Annotated in this window: 16 protein-coding genes and 1 pseudogene; 8 read left to right on the forward strand and 9 right to left on the reverse strand. The window is 59.4% G+C overall.

Annotated elements, in window-relative coordinates:
• Positions 1–157: 157 nt before the first annotated feature.
• The 8 genes and pseudogenes from JFV26_RS02555 (at position 158) to JFV26_RS02585 (ending at position 5460) form a co-directional block, all read left to right on the forward strand.
• Positions 158–667 (forward strand): hypothetical protein, encoded by a 510-nt coding sequence (locus JFV26_RS02555; RefSeq protein ID WP_201189449.1) that lies wholly within the window; start codon positions 158–160, stop codon positions 665–667.
• Positions 668–824: 157 nt separating this feature from the next.
• Positions 825–1457, forward strand: coding sequence for a TetR family transcriptional regulator (locus tag JFV26_RS02560; protein WP_201189451.1), 633 nt, complete (start codon positions 825–827; stop codon positions 1455–1457).
• Between the two features lie 252 nt (positions 1458–1709).
• Complete coding sequence (gene ureE, locus JFV26_RS02565; protein ID WP_201189453.1) at positions 1710–2210, forward strand: urease accessory protein UreE; 501 nt, start codon at positions 1710–1712, stop codon at positions 2208–2210.
• 77 nt (positions 2211–2287) lie between these two features.
• Positions 2288–2688: pseudogene (locus tag JFV26_RS34665) on the forward strand (urease accessory protein UreF); the annotation flags it as partial.
• 6 nt (positions 2689–2694) lie between these two features.
• A complete protein-coding gene (locus JFV26_RS34670; protein WP_446739895.1) occupies positions 2695–2880 on the forward strand; it encodes a hypothetical protein in 186 nt (61 codons plus the stop codon).
• A gap of 38 nt (positions 2881–2918) precedes the next feature.
• Complete coding sequence (ureG, locus tag JFV26_RS02575; RefSeq protein WP_201189455.1) at positions 2919–3533, forward strand: urease accessory protein UreG; 615 nt, start codon at positions 2919–2921, stop codon at positions 3531–3533.
• A gap of 35 nt (positions 3534–3568) precedes the next feature.
• The gene (locus JFV26_RS02580) at positions 3569–4141 is read left to right on the forward strand and encodes a HupE/UreJ family protein (protein ID WP_201189456.1); all 573 of its coding nucleotides are present in this window, start codon (positions 3569–3571) and stop codon (positions 4139–4141) included.
• Between the two features lie 182 nt (positions 4142–4323).
• Positions 4324–5460: an AGE family epimerase/isomerase gene (locus JFV26_RS02585; protein WP_201189458.1), complete on the forward strand. Its 1137-nt coding sequence runs from the start codon at positions 4324–4326 to the stop codon at positions 5458–5460.
• 112 nt (positions 5461–5572) lie between these two features.
• On the opposite strand, the gene JFV26_RS02590 is transcribed toward JFV26_RS02585, so the two are convergent.
• The 9 genes from JFV26_RS02590 to amaA form a co-directional block, all read right to left on the reverse strand.
• Positions 5573–6478 carry a cation diffusion facilitator family transporter gene (locus tag JFV26_RS02590; protein ID WP_201189459.1) on the reverse strand — a complete coding sequence of 302 codons (906 nt, stop codon included), beginning with the start codon at positions 6476–6478 and terminating at the stop codon, positions 5573–5575.
• A gap of 204 nt (positions 6479–6682) precedes the next feature.
• Positions 6683–7453 carry an SDR family oxidoreductase gene (locus JFV26_RS02595; RefSeq protein ID WP_201189461.1) on the reverse strand — a complete coding sequence of 257 codons (771 nt, stop codon included), beginning with the start codon at positions 7451–7453 and terminating at the stop codon, positions 6683–6685.
• Positions 7454–7557: 104 nt separating this feature from the next.
• On the reverse strand, positions 7558–8034 hold the full coding sequence (locus tag JFV26_RS02600) for a hypothetical protein (RefSeq protein ID WP_201189463.1): 477 nt from the start codon (positions 8032–8034) through the stop codon (positions 7558–7560).
• A 954-nt stretch (positions 8035–8988) separates the two neighbouring features.
• The gene (locus JFV26_RS02610) at positions 8989–9705 is read right to left on the reverse strand and encodes an ABC transporter ATP-binding protein (protein ID WP_201189464.1); all 717 of its coding nucleotides are present in this window, start codon (positions 9703–9705) and stop codon (positions 8989–8991) included.
• Positions 9702–10574 carry an ABC transporter ATP-binding protein gene (locus tag JFV26_RS02615; protein WP_201189466.1) on the reverse strand — a complete coding sequence of 291 codons (873 nt, stop codon included), beginning with the start codon at positions 10572–10574 and terminating at the stop codon, positions 9702–9704. Before JFV26_RS02615 ends, JFV26_RS02610 begins: the two co-directional genes overlap by 4 nt.
• Complete coding sequence (livM, locus tag JFV26_RS02620) at positions 10571–11854, reverse strand: high-affinity branched-chain amino acid ABC transporter permease LivM (protein WP_201189468.1); 1284 nt, start codon at positions 11852–11854, stop codon at positions 10571–10573. The genes JFV26_RS02615 and livM overlap by 4 nt, the downstream gene beginning before the upstream one ends.
• Before the next feature lie 3 nt (positions 11855–11857).
• Positions 11858–12772: an ABC transporter permease subunit gene (locus tag JFV26_RS02625; RefSeq protein WP_201189469.1), complete on the reverse strand. Its 915-nt coding sequence runs from the start codon at positions 12770–12772 to the stop codon at positions 11858–11860.
• A 171-nt stretch (positions 12773–12943) separates the two neighbouring features.
• On the reverse strand, positions 12944–14077 hold the full coding sequence (locus JFV26_RS02630) for a branched-chain amino acid ABC transporter substrate-binding protein (RefSeq protein WP_201189471.1): 1134 nt from the start codon (positions 14075–14077) through the stop codon (positions 12944–12946).
• Positions 14078–14438: 361 nt separating this feature from the next.
• Entirely contained in the window at positions 14439–15722 is a 1284-nt protein-coding gene (gene amaA / locus JFV26_RS02635; protein WP_201189473.1) for an L-pipecolate oxidase, read from the reverse strand.
• Positions 15723–15729 lie beyond the last annotated feature (7 nt).

Raw genomic sequence — 15729 nt, forward strand, 5'->3', positions numbered from 1 at the left:
CAAAACAACCCGCCGGAAACACCCGTTCTAGAGCGCCCGCACGGAACAATCAATTCTGTTGATTATTACCATTGCGTTTATGAACTTTTATATCGACTTATCGAGAGTAGCATTGCCCTCGTACCCACTTTATCGCCCTCCCAAGGAGCAACCCATCATGAAACGCCAATTACTGCTTAGCCTGACCCTCTCGATGCTGGCCAGCACCGCTTTTGCTCTACCAGCCGCTGATCAGGCCACACCGCAAGTCAAAACCAATCATTCGGTCTTCAGCCAAACCGTCGCCGCCGATGGCTCGGACCGCACGCCACAAGGCCAGACCCTTGCCGAAGGTGGTAATGATCGCCTGAAAGAGAAAGGCTTGATCACCCAGGATGGCTACGACAAAACACCACAAGGTCAATTCGTAGCTGAAGGTGGCCGTGATCGTCTGGAAGAAAAAGGCCTGGTTCAAGATGGCTCGGACCGTACCCCACAAGGCCAGACCCTTGCAGCTGACGGTTCCGACCGCACGCCACAAGGCCAGACCCTCGCTGCTGACGGTTCCGACCGCACTCCACAAGGTCAAACCCTTGCCGCTGATGGTTCTGATCGCACCCCACAAGGCCAAACCCTTGCTGAAGGTGGTGGTGACCGTGTAATCGAACGCAACAGCGCTGTGAGCTAAGCCCATGGCGGCCCTGAAAAAAGCCCAATCCCCGGATTGGGCTTTTGACTTTGACAGAAGCACGCTTGTTCTTCGCTTGAACCCCGATCCCCGTTCGACGCCGGCAAAGCCGATTTGCTAGAGTGCGCCGCTGTCCTGTCCAGAAAACACCCTTGCGATGCTGCCCCGCGCCGAACAGAAACAACAGACCCGCAACGCCCTGATGGACGCCGCCCGCCATTTGATGGAATGCGGCCGAGGATTCGGCAGCCTGAGCCTGCGCGAAGTGGCGAAAACCGCCGGGATCGTACCCACCGGTTTCTACCGGCATTTTGCCGATATGGATGAACTTGGCCTGGTGCTGGTCAGCGAAGTCGGCCAGACCTTCCGCGAAACCATCCGCCTGGTACGCCACAACGAATTCGTCATGGGCGGCATCATTGATGCGTCGGTGCGGATCTTCCTCGACGTGGTCAGCGCCAATCGCTCGCAATTCCTGTTTCTTGCCCGTGAGCAATACGGCGGTTCGCTGCCGGTGCGTCAGGCCATTGGCCGTTTGCGCGAAGACATCAGCTCCGACCTGGCATCCGACCTGTCGCTGATGCCGAAGCTGCAGCACTTGGACATTGCCGGGCTGGCCGTCATGGCGGACCTGATCGTTAAGAGTGTGTTTGCCACACTGCCGGATATCATCGACCCGCCGGTAGAAGCATTGCCGGAACATCTGACGCCCCAGGCGAAGATCACCCAGCAGTTGCGCTTCATCTTCATCGGCCTCAAGCATTGGCAGGGGCTCGGCAGTACCGAGTAGTCCGCCTTAAAAGATCGCAGCCTTCGGCAGCGCCTACGGGGAGCGCATTCCTTTGTAGGAGCTGCCGAAGGCTGCGATCTTTTTTGTGCGCCGCAAATCAGTGCATGACAAATCCTTCACGCACCAACATGACTCAAAATCCTGCAACATCTTGCAACAACTACTAAGCTCCGACAGGGTTTTCCTACATCTCACCCGATTGGCAAGCCCCTTGCTCTAGCCTGAGCATTGTCCTTTGCTGGAAGCTTTCCGATGCTGGTGATTCATCGCAGAATCGACCCTCAACCCGTCTGGGCCGCCGAGTTGTACCTGAACTTCGAAGCGCGGAGCAAAAGCCGTTTGCGCTGTTTCAGTACCGAACAGGAAGACGTCGGGTTGTTTTTGGAGCGCGGCCAGCCGCCGCTGTATGACGGCGAATGCCTACAGGCCGAAGACGGACGCATCGTGCGCGTCTGCGCTCGTCCCGAACAATTGCTGCACGTCACCTGCGCCAATGCCTTCGAACTGACCCGCGCGGCCTATCACTTGGGCAACCGCCACGTCGCTCTGCAAGTCGGCGATGGCTGGCTGCGCCTGCTCGATGATTACGTACTCAAGGCCATGCTCGAACAGCTGGATGCCAAGGTCGAAAACATCGAAGCCCCGTTCCAGCCGGAACACGGTGCTTACGGTGGCGGTCACCACCATTCGCGGCACGGCGACGAAGATTTCAACTATCCGCCGAAACTACACCAGTTCGGCGTGCGTTTATGAACCCCGCCTGGGCGCTGCTGCGCCTGGCCAGCCCGCAGTTGCCGATTGGCGGCTACAGCTACTCCCAAGGCCTGGAAATGGCGGTGGATAACGGCCGGGTGACGGATGCCGACGGCGCTCGCCGCTGGATCAGTGATCAGTTGCTGCTCAACCTCGCGCGTTTCGAAGCACCATTGCTGCTCGCCCATTGCCTGGCCGCCGACGACGACAACTGGGCCGAGCTGCTGCAACGCTGCGAAGAACACCGCGCCAGCCGGGAAACCCGCGAACTGCATCAGGAAAGTCGGCAGATGGGCTATTCGTTGCAGCAACTGCTCAACGGTTTGCCGGAACTCGATGCGCCGGCCCGGCCTTTCTCGAACAACGGCCAGAGCCGCACCTGGCCCTCGGCTGGGCGCTGGCCGCTCGTGCCTGGGGAATCATGCCGCAGGATGCCTTGGCCGCCTGGCTCTGGAGCTGGCTGGAAAACCAATTGGCGGTGTTGATGAAAACCCTGCCGCTCGGCCAGCAAGCCGCCCAGCGCCTGACCAGCCAACTGCTGCCGCTGTTGCAGCAAGCCCAGCAGAACGCTACCCGAATCAATCCCGAACACTATGGCAGCGCCGCTTTCGGCCTGTCCCTGGCGTGCATGGCCCATGAGCGCCAGTACAGCCGTCTGTTCCGTTCCTAGGGCCTGTTATTTTGGGCCTGTTATTTTGGAGAAGCAGCATGAACACACAACCTCTGCGCATCGGCATCGGCGGCCCGGTCGGTTCCGGTAAAACCGCCCTGACCCTGGCCCTGTGCCTGGCGCTGCGTGATCGCTACAACCTGGCGGTCGTGACCAACGACATCTACACCCGCGAAGACGCCGACTTTCTGGTGCGCAACGAAGCCCTGGCGCCGGAGCGGATCATCGGTGTGGAAACCGGCGGCTGCCCGCACACGGCGATTCGCGAAGACGCCTCGATCAACCTCGAAGCCGTCGATCAACTGAACCGCCGCTTTCCGGGACTGGACCTGATTATTGTGGAGTCCGGTGGCGACAACCTGTCGGCGACCTTCAGCCCGGAACTGTCCGACTTGACCATCTATGTGATCGACGTTTCCGCTGGCGACAAGTTGCCGCGCAAGGGCGGACCGGGGATCTGCAAATCCGATTTGCTGGTGATCAACAAAGTCGACCTCGCGCCCTTGGTGGGAGCATCGCTGGAGTTGATGGACAGCGACACCAAGCGCATGCGCAACGGTAAGCCGTTCGTCTTCAGCAACCAGAAGACCGGCCTTGGCCTGGAAGAAATCATCGCCTTCATCGAACGCCAGGGCCTGCTGATCGCCGCCTGATCACGTTCAATTTTTATCAACAAGGAAGCTTATCCATGACACTGAAACGCATCCTGGGCGCCCTGGCCCTGCTGCTGACCCCGGCCATTGCCTTCGCCCACCCAGGGCATGGTGATAACGGTTTGATCGCCGGTATCAGCCACCCGATCAGCGGTATCGATCACTTGCTGGCGATGGTCGCGGTGGGTTTGTGGGCGGCGCAGCACAAAGGCGCGGCGCGCTGGGCGCTGCCGTGCACGTTTGTCGGCACCATGCTGATCGGCGGCTTGTTCGGTTTTGAAGGGCTGGACCTGCCGGCGCTGGAAAGCGGGATTGCCGCGTCGGTGTTGGCGCTGGGCCTGGCGGTTGCGTTGGCGGTGCGTCCGCCGTTGTTTGTGGCGGTCGGTGCGACGGCGTTGTTTGCACTGTTCCATGGTGTGGCCCATGGTCTTGAGCTGCCGGATATGTCGAGCCCTTGGGCGTATGCCGCCGGGTTTGTAGCGGCGACCGCGGCGTTGCATGCGGCCGGTTATGCGCTGGTTCGCGTATTGCCTCAAGCAGCGGCGCCGTTGGTTCGAGTCGCGGGTGCGGCTTCGGCGGCGACTGGGGTTTGGTTGTTGGCGGGCTAAGTTTTCAATCGCCTGTCATGGCCCCTTCGCGAGCAGGCTCGCACCCACAGTGGTTCTGTGCATGCAGGAGTAATGTGGGAGCGAGCCTGCTCGCGATGGCGGCCTGACAGACACCGCCTCTCTCAGGCCGGCCTCTCTGCTAACATGTCGCGCAATCGCCCCTGCCGTGACGACGCCAGCCAATGCCGCATGCTTCCCGCTCTGCCTCCCAGCCTGAATTGACCGCCCTGTTCGCCTCGGTGCAACAGCATTTCCAGGACGTCATCGTGCCGCTCTGGCAAGGCCCCGGCTGGAACACCGACATGGCGTTGCCCTATGAGGCGCTCGACGCGGAGCATCAACCACTGCCATCGCAACGCTATCGCGCCATGGCCTGCGCCCGTCAGCTGTACCTTTTTTCGAGCCTGATCGGCCAGGTGCCGGCGGCCGAAGCCCGGGCGGCGGCGCTGTTCCGCTCCTTGCAGCAGCATTTTCACGATGCCGAGCACGGCGGCTGGTTCTACAGCATCGACCCGCAAGGCGCGCCACTGGATCAGCGCAAAGACCTCTACACCCACGCGTTCATCCTGTTCGCCTGCGCCCATTACTGGGACAAGGTTCGCGAGCCGCTGGTGGAATCGGTGCTCAACGCGGCACTGGAAGTCGTGGCCCAACGCTTCGCCACGGACGACGGCCTGTACGAAGCGTGCCTGGACCGTGACTGGTCTTCACTCAAGACCGGGCCGCTGCAGAACCCGCTGATGCATTTGGCCGAAGCATTTCTCGCCACCCTGTCAGTGCGTGAAGACATCGCCGTGCAGCACAGCTTGCTGGCGCTGTGTGCCGGGATGCAGAAGAAATTCGTCGTCCCGCAGGAAGGCGTTTTGATGGAAAAACCACTGGGGGCTGTGGATAACTGGTTCGAACCGGGCCATCAGTTCGAGTGGTATTTCCTGCTGGAGTCTTCTTCGTTGCTGCGTGACAGCAAACTGCATCGTTCCCTGAGCCGGGCGTTCAGCTACACCGAGCAGTTAGGCGTGGTCGAGCACAATGGCGCCGTTCGAGCCATGCTCGACCTGGAGAGCGATGCCCGTCGTCCTCGCGACAGCACCCAACGCATCTGGGCTCAAGCCGAATACCTGCGCGCCCTGACCCTGCGACCGGACAGCGAAGCCGCGGTGCTGCGCCAATTGCAGGCATTGCAGCAGCGCTTCCTGCATGCGGGGGGTTGGTATGAATGCCGTGATGAAGAAGGCGAGGTCAGCCGCAAGGACATGCCTTCTACCACGCCGTATCACTTGGCGACCTGTTATCGCGGGTTGGTCGAGTATCTCGGTTGACCCTTTAAAAGATCGCAGCCTGCGGCAGCTCCTACAGGGGAATGCGCTCGGCGTAGGAGCTGGCGAAGGCTGCGATCCTGGCGATGGAACATCCGACAATTAACTCAAAGTCTTACACAATCCACTTCCGATCCCCGGTAAAACTGATCGTCAGCCAGCGCGCCGCATCCGCCTTGCCCAACTTCGCGGAAATCTCCTCGCGCAACACATCCAGTTGCCCAACGTTTTCCAGTCGGTAATCCGCCGGCAACACCACATGAATCTCGATAAACCGCGCCCGCCCGTGCTTTTGCACGTAGGAGATGTAGTCGTCGAAACCATGCTCGACCTTGGCCGCGTCCATCACCTGGCGCACTTTGTCGTCCAGTTGATCCGGGGCAATGCCCAGTACATCACGTAGCGCCGGGCGCAGGATCTTGAAGGCCGGCGCCAGCATGCTCAGGGCCAGCAGAATCAGGATCAGCGGGTCGACGTAGACCGCCCACTGCCCATAACCCTGGGACTTGAGCAACAGCGCCGTCAGGAAACTCACCAGCAAACCCACCGACAGCATCGCGTCCACCAGCCAACTGATGTTGTCGAACTGGATCAGCGTTGATTTGAGCTTTCGGTTGCGATGACGAACGTAGAAGAAATACGCGAACTCGACGACGGTAAACACCGCCGCGTAGATGATCACCAGCCCCAGCTCAATCTCGCGGCCGCCATTGATGATGCCGAACACGCCGTTGAGAAAAGCATAGATCGCGATCAGAAACAGGAAACTGCCTTCGATCAGCAACACCATCGGCTCCAAGTGCCAGAAGCCGAACTGGAAGCGGTGATTACTTTCTTTGGCGATCAACTTGGCGGTGATCAGCATCAGGACCTTGATGAAGGTCGCGATCAACGAAAAAAAACCATCAAACAGGATGGATTGGGCCCCCGAAACAAAACCGGTAACGATCCCGGCGATCGCCACGGCGAACATCAGGATGGTCGATTGTTTGAGCAGCGACTGCTCACCTCGGTTACTCACGTAGCCTCCTCTAAAAACCTTGAAAACCGCAGGGTGCGGTGGGGTTGTTGGGGGAGGAGTCTACCTTATGTGCTGTTTTGCCAGTTCGGGCCCCTTCGCGAGCAAGCCCGCTCCCACAGGGGAAATGTGTTGTGTCCAAGATTGCAGACACACCATAAATCCAATGTGGGAGCGGGCTTGCTCGCGAAGAACGATGACTCGGTTTTACGCCTTGCCACCATTACGCTCAATGGAAAAACCCGCCCAGGTCTGGCTCACCGGCATCAGCTCCAGGCTGTTGATGTTGATGTGCGCCGGCGCGTTCAGCACCCAGAAAATGGTGTCGGCGATGTCTTGCGGCTGAATCGGCTCGGCACCGGCGTAGGTGGCGTTGTAGCGATCCTGGTCACCGGCAAAGCGCACCAGCGAGAACTCGCTCTCGCACAGGCCCGGTTCGATGTTGCTGACGCGCACGCCCGTGCCTTGCAGGTCGCAACGCAGGTTCAGGGAGAACTGTTTGACGAACGCCTTGCTCGCGCCATACACGTGGCTGCCCGGGTACGGGTAGTTGCCGGCGATGGAGCCGAGGTTGACGATACCGGCACCGCGACCGTGGGCGATCAGGCGAGGCAGCAGCAGGCGAGTGCTGTACATCAGGCCTTTGATGTTGGTATCGACCATGGTGTCCCAGTCGTCCAGATCACACTTGGGGGCCGGGTCGACGCCCAGGGCCAGGCCAGCATTGTTGATCAGCCCGCGCAACTTGGCGAAGGACGGCGGCAGGTTGGCAATCGCCTCCTCCATGGCCTTGCGATCACGCACGTCGAGCACCAGGCCATGGACTTCGGTCTGCTTCGACAACTCGGCGCACAGGGCGTTGAGGCGCTCTTCACGACGGCCGGTCAGCACCAGTTTCCAGCCCGCCTCGGCAAAACGACGGGCGCAGGCTTCGCCAAAACCGGAGGTCGCGCCGGTGATAAACAGGGTGTTGGACATCGTGTTCTCCTTGCTTCGGCTGATCGGCAGCCATTGGAATGGACAATCAGCAGCCAGCATGCCCGGCCCGGAGCACAGCGGCAACCCGGTGTTGTTGATCGACCTTACAGGCCCCGAGTGCAGGCGATCTGCGCGAAGCTGCCACCACTGAGTGTCACCACCGTGGCGCTGGTCTTTTCGATTTCGCCTGGAGGCGTCAGGTGCAATTGCTTGACGGCGACGCCGGCGTCCTGCCAGAGGATTTTCTTGTAGCTGACGTACCCGGAAGCCTCGCCGCCGCCGGTAACGATGCGGATCGTGCTGCCGCCGGGCCGGTAGTAAACGGTGGTACTGGCCCCGGTACAAACGTAGGCAAAATCCTTTTGCGCGGTCGGCAGCAACGTCCCGGCCATCCCCTCCACCACGCTGAACAACACACCACCGACCAGAAAAATAGCCGCCAGCCCCGCCACTACCGTCACCCGCCCGGTATACGCCCCAAAGCGTGATGACGGGCGAAGCGCCGGGCCACTCGACTCTGCGGTAATCACCTCAATCGTCGGTTCTGGCGCTGCGCTGCTCAACTTCTGCGGCGCTATCACTACTGCGCTGCTCAGCAATGGCGGTTGCTGCCGGGTTCTTCTGGAACAAAAGCGGGACTATCGGTCATGCAGTTGCTCCAGGTCTTCCACTGACAAAGACCCCACCAGCTGTGGGGCTATGCGCGCAGAGTATCCGAACGTAAAATCGGCAAAATGAAGATTTATTCATCCTGACTGTACAAAAAACACTCACCTGCCGCCAGCCCTTGCCAGGCCTCGCTTGTAGCCATGTGCACGCACGTTATCCACAGGCCGGTCCACAGTCTTTGGGGGCAAGTGCAAAACAGCGTGAGCCGCTGCCCTCAAGGCTTTGCGAGCCGGTCAGAAAGTTTTTTGCTTGACCCTCAAGATCCCACCGTGTAGCCCATGGCATTTTGCACGATCGACCGCGCAAACCGACGATGGCGCCAAGCCAGTAACGACGGCCCTCAGCCGAGTCTTTCCAGAGTTTAACCACAGACTTATCCACAGGCTGGCGCACGGTGGATCCGGCCGTTTTTGCTGACAACAAAAAGGTTGACAACGCCGGCTCATGGTCCAGCAAAAACGCCTGATCAAAAAACAACCACAACTCTGCAAGCCACGGTTTCAAAGGCGCTCAGCCAGCTACTCCCACGTTATTCACAGCCGGCTCCACAGCAAACGGGGACAAGTCAAAACCGTGACAAAACAACTATTTGCAGCGGCTTTATGTCGCGGTTTGAGAGCTTGTGAATATTGTTTTCCACAATTTCCATTTACCCACACCACTCCCCCTGTAGGAGCTGTCGAGAGAAACGAGGCTGCGATCTTTTGATCCTGTTTTTTACAAAGCAAGATCAAAAGATCGCAGCCTCGTTTCACTCGGCAGCTCCTACCAGCTCCTACCGGTCCTACAAGTTCCTACCAAACCTGGGGCATAAAAAAACGCCCTGACGTTGAGTCCGTCAGGACGTTTTTATGTTCTCGAAGGGTTTAGTGCCCGCCGAGATAGGCGTTACGCACCTCCTCGTTCACCAGCAGCTCCTTGCCGGTGCCTGTGAGGCGGATCTCGCCGTTGACCATCACGTACGCCCGGTCCGACAGTTTGAGCGCGTGGTTGGCGTTCTGCTCGACCAGGAAGATGGTCATGCCGGTTTTCGCCAGTTCCCGCAGGGTCGCGAAGATCTGTTTCACCACAATCGGTGCCAGGCCCAGGCTCGGCTCATCCAGCAGCAGCAATTTCGGCCGGCTCATCAACGCCCGGGCGATGGCGAGCATTTGCTGCTCGCCGCCGGACATGGTCATGGCCCGCTGGGTACGCCGCTCTTCGAGCCGCGGAAACAGCTCGAACATGCGCTGCATGTCTTCTTTGGCGTACTTGTCGCCAATCGGGATGGTGCCCATCAGCAGGTTTTCCTCGACGGTCATGTCGGGGAACACCCGCCGGCCTTCCGGCGATTGGGCGATGCCGTGGGATGCGATGTAGTGGGACGACTTGTGGGTGATGTCCACCCCCTGATAGATGATCTGCCCGTCGGCCGCCCGAGGCTGGCCGAAGATCGACATCAGCAGGGTAGACTTGCCGGCCCCGTTGGAGCCGATCAGGCTGACGGTTTCGCCTTCGTTGATGTACAGCGAGACTTTCTTCAAGGCCTGGATCGGCCCGTAGAACACGTCCAGCTCCTTGAGTTCGAGGATCGGTTGACTCATACCAACTCCTCTTCATCGGCGCCCAGGTAGGCCGCAATCACTTTCGGGTCATTGCGAATCGCATCAGGTCCGCCCTCGGCAATGACGATGCCGTGGTCCAGTACCACGATGTGGTCGGAAATACTCATAACCATGCCCATGTCGTGTTCGATCAGCACCACGGTCAGATCGTGCTCGTCGCGCAGCAGCCGGATCATCGCGCTCAGCGCTTCGGTTTCCTGAGGGTTGAGGCCGGCGGCCGGTTCGTCGAGGCAGATGATCTGCGGCCGCGTGCACATGGCCCGGGCGATTTCCAGACGACGTTGCTGCCCGTAGGACAGTTCGCCGGCCAGACGGTTGGCGCAGTCCACCAGGTCCACCACTTCCAGCCAGTAAAAGGCGTGGTCCAGTGCATCGCTTTCGGCCTTGCGGTAACCCTTGGTGTTGAGGATGCCGGCCAACATGTTGCGGTTGACCCACATGTGCTGGGCCACCAGCAGGTTTTCCAGCACCGACATTTCCTTGAACAGGCGAATGTTCTGGAACGTGCGGGCCAGGCCGGCACGGTTCACCAGGTGGGTGCCGCCGAACATCTTGTAGTACAGCCGGCTGAGGAAGGATTTCGGCGAGACGAAATCGACCGGCTTGAACGACTCACCCAACAGTTTGATGACGTTAGTCTGCTCGCCACGCACATTGAGTTCGATCTTGCCGCCCGAGGCCTTGTAGAACCCGGTCAGGCAGTTGAACACCGTGGTCTTGCCGGCACCGTTGGGGCCGATCAGGGCGAAGATCGAGTTGCGTTTGACCTTCAGGCTGACATCGCTCAGCGCCTTGATGCCGCCGAAGTGCATCATCAGCTTCTCGACCGAGAGTACGACTTCGCTCATGGCGCTACTCCTTTACGCGGGGTCACACCGGTACGGCTGATCCGAATCAGGCCGCGCGGTCGCCAGATCATCATCAACACCATCAACACGCCGAACAACAGCACGCGGTATTCCGCGAAGCCACGCAGCAGTTCAGGGGCGACGGTCAGCACGAACGCCGCAATCACCACGCCGATAGTCGAGCCCATGCCGCCGAGTACCACGATGGCGAGAATCAAGGCCGATTCGAAGAAGGTGAACGAGGTCGGGTTCACGAAGCCTTGATAGGTGGCAAAGAACACACCCGCCAAACCGGCCGTCGATGCACCGATGGTGAACGCAGAGAGCTTGACCAGCACATGGTTCAGGCCCATGGAGCGGCAAGCGATTTCGTCTTCACGCAGTGCTTCCCAGGCGCGACCGACCGGCATGCGGGTCAGGCGATGCTTGATATACAGCACGGCCAGCACGACCAGGAACAACACCGCGTAGATGAAGTAGTACTTCACGTCCGGGTTGTAGGCGATGCCGAAGAACTCATGGAACGGTATTCCTCCTTCCTTCGCTCTTTTGCCGAATTCAAGGCCAAAGAAGGTTGGCAACGGAGCCGCCATGCCATTCGGGCCGCCGGTCAGGGACAGCCAGTTGTTGAGGATCAGCCGGATGATTTCACCGAAGCCCAGGGTCACGATCGCCAGGTAGTCACCGTGCAGGCGCAGCACCGGGAAACCGAGGATGCAACCGGCAAGCCCCGCCGTGATTGCCGCCAGCGGCAGTACCGTCCAGAAACCCAGCCCGAGGTATTGATAACCGAGCGCCAGGCCGTAGGCGCCGATGGCGTAGAACGCCACGTAACCGAGGTCGAGCAGGCCGGCCAGGCCGACCACGATATTCAACCCCAGGCCCAGCAGCACATAGATCAACCCAAGGATGACCACGCCCAGCAAATACGAGTTGGAGAAGAACGGGAAGACCACGGCGATGACGATCACCAACGGCACAACCCAGCGCAAACGGGATTTGTAATCGGGCGGCAGTACGTGAACCCCGGAGCCGGTGGTTTCAAAGCCTTCGAGGATTTTCAGGCCCTTGGGCGATTGCAGGAACAGGCTCAGGGCAAAGCGGCCAGCCATGACGATGGCGACCAGCCACGCCACACGGGTCGGCTGCAGGTTGAAGCTGTAGCCTTCAAGGACCACACCGACAATCGGGCCGAACACAATCAGGGCAACGAGGCCGGCAAGAATCGCGTCAACCAGGCTTCTTTTGACATCAATGGTTTTTTTAGTGGTTGAAGACATCGCTTACACCTTCGACACAAGAGGACGGCCGAGCAGGCCTTGAGGCCGAAAGACCAGTACGAGAACCAGCAGCGAGAAGCTGAAAACGTCCTTGTAATCCGAATTCACCAGACCCGAGAACAACGACTCGGAGATCCCGAGGATGATCCCACCGAGCATCGCGCCAGGCAGCGAGCCGATCCCGCCGAGTACCGCTGCGGTGAACGCCTTGATGCCGATGACGAAACCTGCGTAGAAGTCGAACGTGCCGTAGTTCATGGTGATCAGCACGCCGGCCAGGGCCGCCATCGCTGCACCAATGATGAACACGTAGGAAATCACCCGGTCGGTGTTGATCCCCAGGATCGAGGCCATTTTGCGGTCTTGCTGGGTAGCGCGGCACATGCGGCCGAGCTTGGTGTACTTGATGACGTAGGTCAGCAGGCCCATGCCGGCAAACGCTGCGACCAGAATGAAGATCTTGGTGTAGGTGAGCTGGACGAAGCCAGTGCCTATGTCGACGCGCCATGCACCGGTCAGCAGTGTCGGAACACCCTGTTGCCGAGCACCCTGGGCGATTTGTGCATAGTTTTGCAGGATCAGCGAAATACCGATGGCGCTGATCAGCGGTGCCAGTCGTGTGGAGTTGCGCAGCGGTTTGTAGGCGACACGCTCGATGACCCAGCCATACACCGCCGTGACGACGATGGTGAAGATCAGTGTGCCGAGCATCAGCAGAGGGAAGGATTCAATACCGAAGTAAGCCAGCAGAGCCAGACTGATCGCCGCGAGGTAAGCGGAAATCATATAAACCTCGCCGTGGGCGAAGTTGATCATGCCGATGATGCCATAGACCATTGTGTAGCCGATGGCGATCAGGCCATAGACAGACCCGAGAGTCATGCCATTGACCAGTTGCTGCAGGAAAATACCATCCATAACGCAATCTCACGCATTTGAGAGACTGCACGGAAGCGGTTTGCAACGGACCGGGGTTCAGCCGCCAGTGCAACACGGTTACGTGCAGCTCTACGAGAAAAGACAGGTACTGCACGGACATGTTCTTTGACTGCCCGGCGCACTCGGCGCCGGGCAAGTCAGCAGGTCATATCACTTCTGTTTTTCAAGCTGGTGGTATTTGCCGTCCTTGTCCCACTGGTAAACCACGTAGTCGGAGACTTTCAGGTCGCCCTTGGCGTCCCAGGTTTTCTCGCCCATCACGGTTTTGACCGGGTGTGCTTTCAGCCATTTGGCAGCGTCTTCGCCCTTGTTGGACTTGGCACCGTTGAAGGCAGCCGCCAGGGTCTGGACCGAAGCGTAGGCGTACAGGGTGTAGCCTTCTGGCTCGGTGCCGGCCTTGCGGAACTGCTCGACCACAGTCTTGCTGTCTGGCAGCAGGCGCGGGTCGGCGCCGAAGGTCATCAGCACGCCGTCGACGTATTGCGGGCCGCCAGCGGTGGTTACCAGTTCGTCGGTCACGATGCCGTCATCGGACATGAATTTCACGTCCTTGAGGCCTTCGGTACGCAGTTGTTTAACCAGTGGACCAGCCTCTGGGTGCAGACCGCCGAAGTAGACGACGTCGGCGCCAGCAGCGCGGATTTTGGTGACCAGGGCGCTGAAGTCTTTTTCACCACGGGTCAGGCCTTCGTAGATCACCGGGGTCACCCCGCGTTTGATCAACTGAGCCTTGGTGGCATCAGCCAGGCCTTGGCCGTAGGTGTCTTTGTCGTGGATGACCGCGACTTTCTTGCCTTTGAGCACGTCGACGATGTAGTCACCGGCCACGATGCCTTGCTGGTCGTCACGCCCGCACATACGGAACATGGCGCTCAGGCCGCGTTCGGTAACTTGTGGGTTGGTGGAACCTGGAGTGATCGCGATGATGCCCGCTTCGTCATAGATCTCGGAAGCCGGGATGGTCGACGAGGAGCAGAAGTGACCGACCACGCCGGCGACTTTCTGGTTGGTCAGGTCCTTGGCGACCGTCACAGCCTGCTTCGGTTCGCAGGCGTCATCGCCCTTGACCAGTACGATTTTTTCCCCGTTGACGCCGCCCGATGCGTTGATGGCGTCGGCCGCTGCCTGCGCACCCTTCATGTATTGCAAGCCAAATGCCGCGTTAGCGCCAGTCATTGGACCTGCCACACCGATTTTCACATCGGCTTGTGCAAACGCAGAAACACCCAAAGCAGTTGCCACTGCGAGGGCCAGAAAGCCTTTCTTGTAAAACGTCTGGGACATGAGGTGGTGCTCCAAGGTTTTTTTAGTTGGCACTGCGACTTCACTGAATGCTCAGAGCAAGGGCCGTGCCATCGGTTTTTTATTCTGAAAAAGTCGCTGCTTTATTGTTATTTCGACTGTTTCGATCCCATTTTCATTGGGCGTGCAACCGTCTAAACCGCGGGAGGTGAAACCTTTTCTTTTTGAGGGCGCAACCCGCATGCGCCATCATTGCAACCGCGGCGTTAAACGACGTGCAACCGGCCTGTAACAACGTGCGTCACCGAAGTGCACACTGCTGGTGCGCAACTGCTACAACTCGCACCATTACAGGCTAGTCGCTGCGCGAAAAAGCGCCGCTTCCAGCAACAAAAATCAACAATCAAATGACGATCCGCAAGCACTGGCCTGCGTGATACAGCGAAAAACCGGCCTCATACAGGCAACTGCGCAGGCCAACACCTGCCAATGGCTGCATCGGAGCGAACGGAATCGGTAGCGCCTGAGGATTTCCGTTACACAAATAGTCGGCAAAGGCTTTGCCGACAACGGTGCCAGTAGTGACGCCCCGGCCGTTGTAACCGGTGACTGCCACTATTCCGGGCGCCGGTTCGAACAGACGCATCAGATGATCGGGGGTAAAAGCGATGCAACCGGTCCAGGTGCACTCCCATTCCACCGGTTTCAGGTACGGGAAGTAGTGCTGCTGAACCCGATCGGCCCAGGCCTTCAAAAACCAGGTCGGTTTCTGATTGCCATTGCCGAGACTGCCGAGCAATAGACGCCCGTCCTTGTCGCGACGAATGCTGCTCAATACTTGTCGGGTGTCCCAGGAGCCTTGGCCGCCGGGCAGAATTTGTTGCGCTGCGTCTTCGGTCAGCGGCACCGAGGCCACTTGGTAGTAATAACCGGGGAAGAAGTTGCGGCGCAGCTCTGTCCAGTCGCCTTCGGTGTAGGCGTTGGATGCGATCACGACTTGCTCGGCGAGCACCGAGCCTTGGGCCGTTTGCACCGACCAGCGTTGGCCCTGACGTTCAAGTCTTGTTACAGGCGAATGATCGAACAACTGACCACCGAGACCGATGGCCGCTTTGGCCAGCCCCGTGGTGTAGGCCATCGGGTTGAGAGTGCCTGCACGCCGATCCAGCAACGCGGCGGCGATTTTCTTGGTGCCAGTCGCTTGTTCACAGGCTTGGCCGGTCAACAGTTCAACTGGCGCCCCACGGCGTTTCCATTGTTCTTCACGACTGCGCAAGTCGGCTTCGCCACGGGCGTTGTGCGCCATATGCAGCGTGCCTTCGCGGCGCAGCTGGCAATCGATGTTGTACTTGTCCACAAGGCTGAACACCAGGGACGGTGCCGCACCGAGCATGCGGTTGAGCTGACTGCCAACTGCTTCGCCGAACCCGGCTTCGATCTCGTCCGGCGGGATCCACATTCCGGCGTTGACCAGCCCGACGTTGCGCCCGGAGCCGCCATGACCGGCGCGATGGGCTTCCAGCACGCAGACGCTTTTACCCTGTTCCAACAAATGCACGGCCGCCGACAGCCCGGTAAAACCGGCGCCGATGACACAGACATCAACCTTCACTTCACCCTTGAGCGCCGTATTGTCGGGCCTTTGTGGCGTCAGTTTTTCCCACAGACACTCTTCGCGTAACGGCATTGCCAGA

The organism is Pseudomonas sp. TH31 (assembly GCF_016650815.1).
Lineage (GTDB): Bacteria > Pseudomonadota > Gammaproteobacteria > Pseudomonadales > Pseudomonadaceae > Aquipseudomonas.

What these genes read in the sequence shown, in the direction of transcription:
- ureG (WP_201189455.1), top strand. Translation starts at nt 2,919, where the DNA reads ATGAACACACAACCTCTGCGCATCGGCATCGGCGGCCCGGTCGGTTCC.
- JFV26_RS02615 (WP_201189466.1), bottom strand. Translation starts at nt 10,574, where the DNA reads ATGAGCGAAGTCGTACTCTCGGTCGAGAAGCTGATGATGCACTTCGGC.
- JFV26_RS02560 (WP_201189451.1), top strand. Translation starts at nt 825, where the DNA reads ATGCTGCCCCGCGCCGAACAGAAACAACAGACCCGCAACGCCCTGATG.
- ureE (WP_201189453.1), top strand. Translation starts at nt 1,710, where the DNA reads ATGCTGGTGATTCATCGCAGAATCGACCCTCAACCCGTCTGGGCCGCC.
- JFV26_RS02625 (WP_201189469.1), bottom strand. Translation starts at nt 12,772, where the DNA reads ATGGATGGTATTTTCCTGCAGCAACTGGTCAATGGCATGACTCTCGGG.
- JFV26_RS02595 (WP_201189461.1), bottom strand. Translation starts at nt 7,453, where the DNA reads ATGTCCAACACCCTGTTTATCACCGGCGCGACCTCCGGTTTTGGCGAA.
- JFV26_RS02630 (WP_201189471.1), bottom strand. Translation starts at nt 14,077, where the DNA reads ATGTCCCAGACGTTTTACAAGAAAGGCTTTCTGGCCCTCGCAGTGGCA.
- JFV26_RS34670 (WP_446739895.1), top strand. Translation starts at nt 2,695, where the DNA reads ATGAAAACCCTGCCGCTCGGCCAGCAAGCCGCCCAGCGCCTGACCAGC.
- JFV26_RS02580 (WP_201189456.1), top strand. Translation starts at nt 3,569, where the DNA reads ATGACACTGAAACGCATCCTGGGCGCCCTGGCCCTGCTGCTGACCCCG.
- amaA (WP_201189473.1), bottom strand. Translation starts at nt 15,722, where the DNA reads ATGCCGTTACGCGAAGAGTGTCTGTGGGAAAAACTGACGCCACAAAGG.
- JFV26_RS02610 (WP_201189464.1), bottom strand. Translation starts at nt 9,705, where the DNA reads ATGAGTCAACCGATCCTCGAACTCAAGGAGCTGGACGTGTTCTACGGG.
- livM (WP_201189468.1), bottom strand. Translation starts at nt 11,854, where the DNA reads ATGTCTTCAACCACTAAAAAAACCATTGATGTCAAAAGAAGCCTGGTT.
- JFV26_RS02555 (WP_201189449.1), top strand. Translation starts at nt 158, where the DNA reads ATGAAACGCCAATTACTGCTTAGCCTGACCCTCTCGATGCTGGCCAGC.
- JFV26_RS02585 (WP_201189458.1), top strand. Translation starts at nt 4,324, where the DNA reads ATGCCGCATGCTTCCCGCTCTGCCTCCCAGCCTGAATTGACCGCCCTG.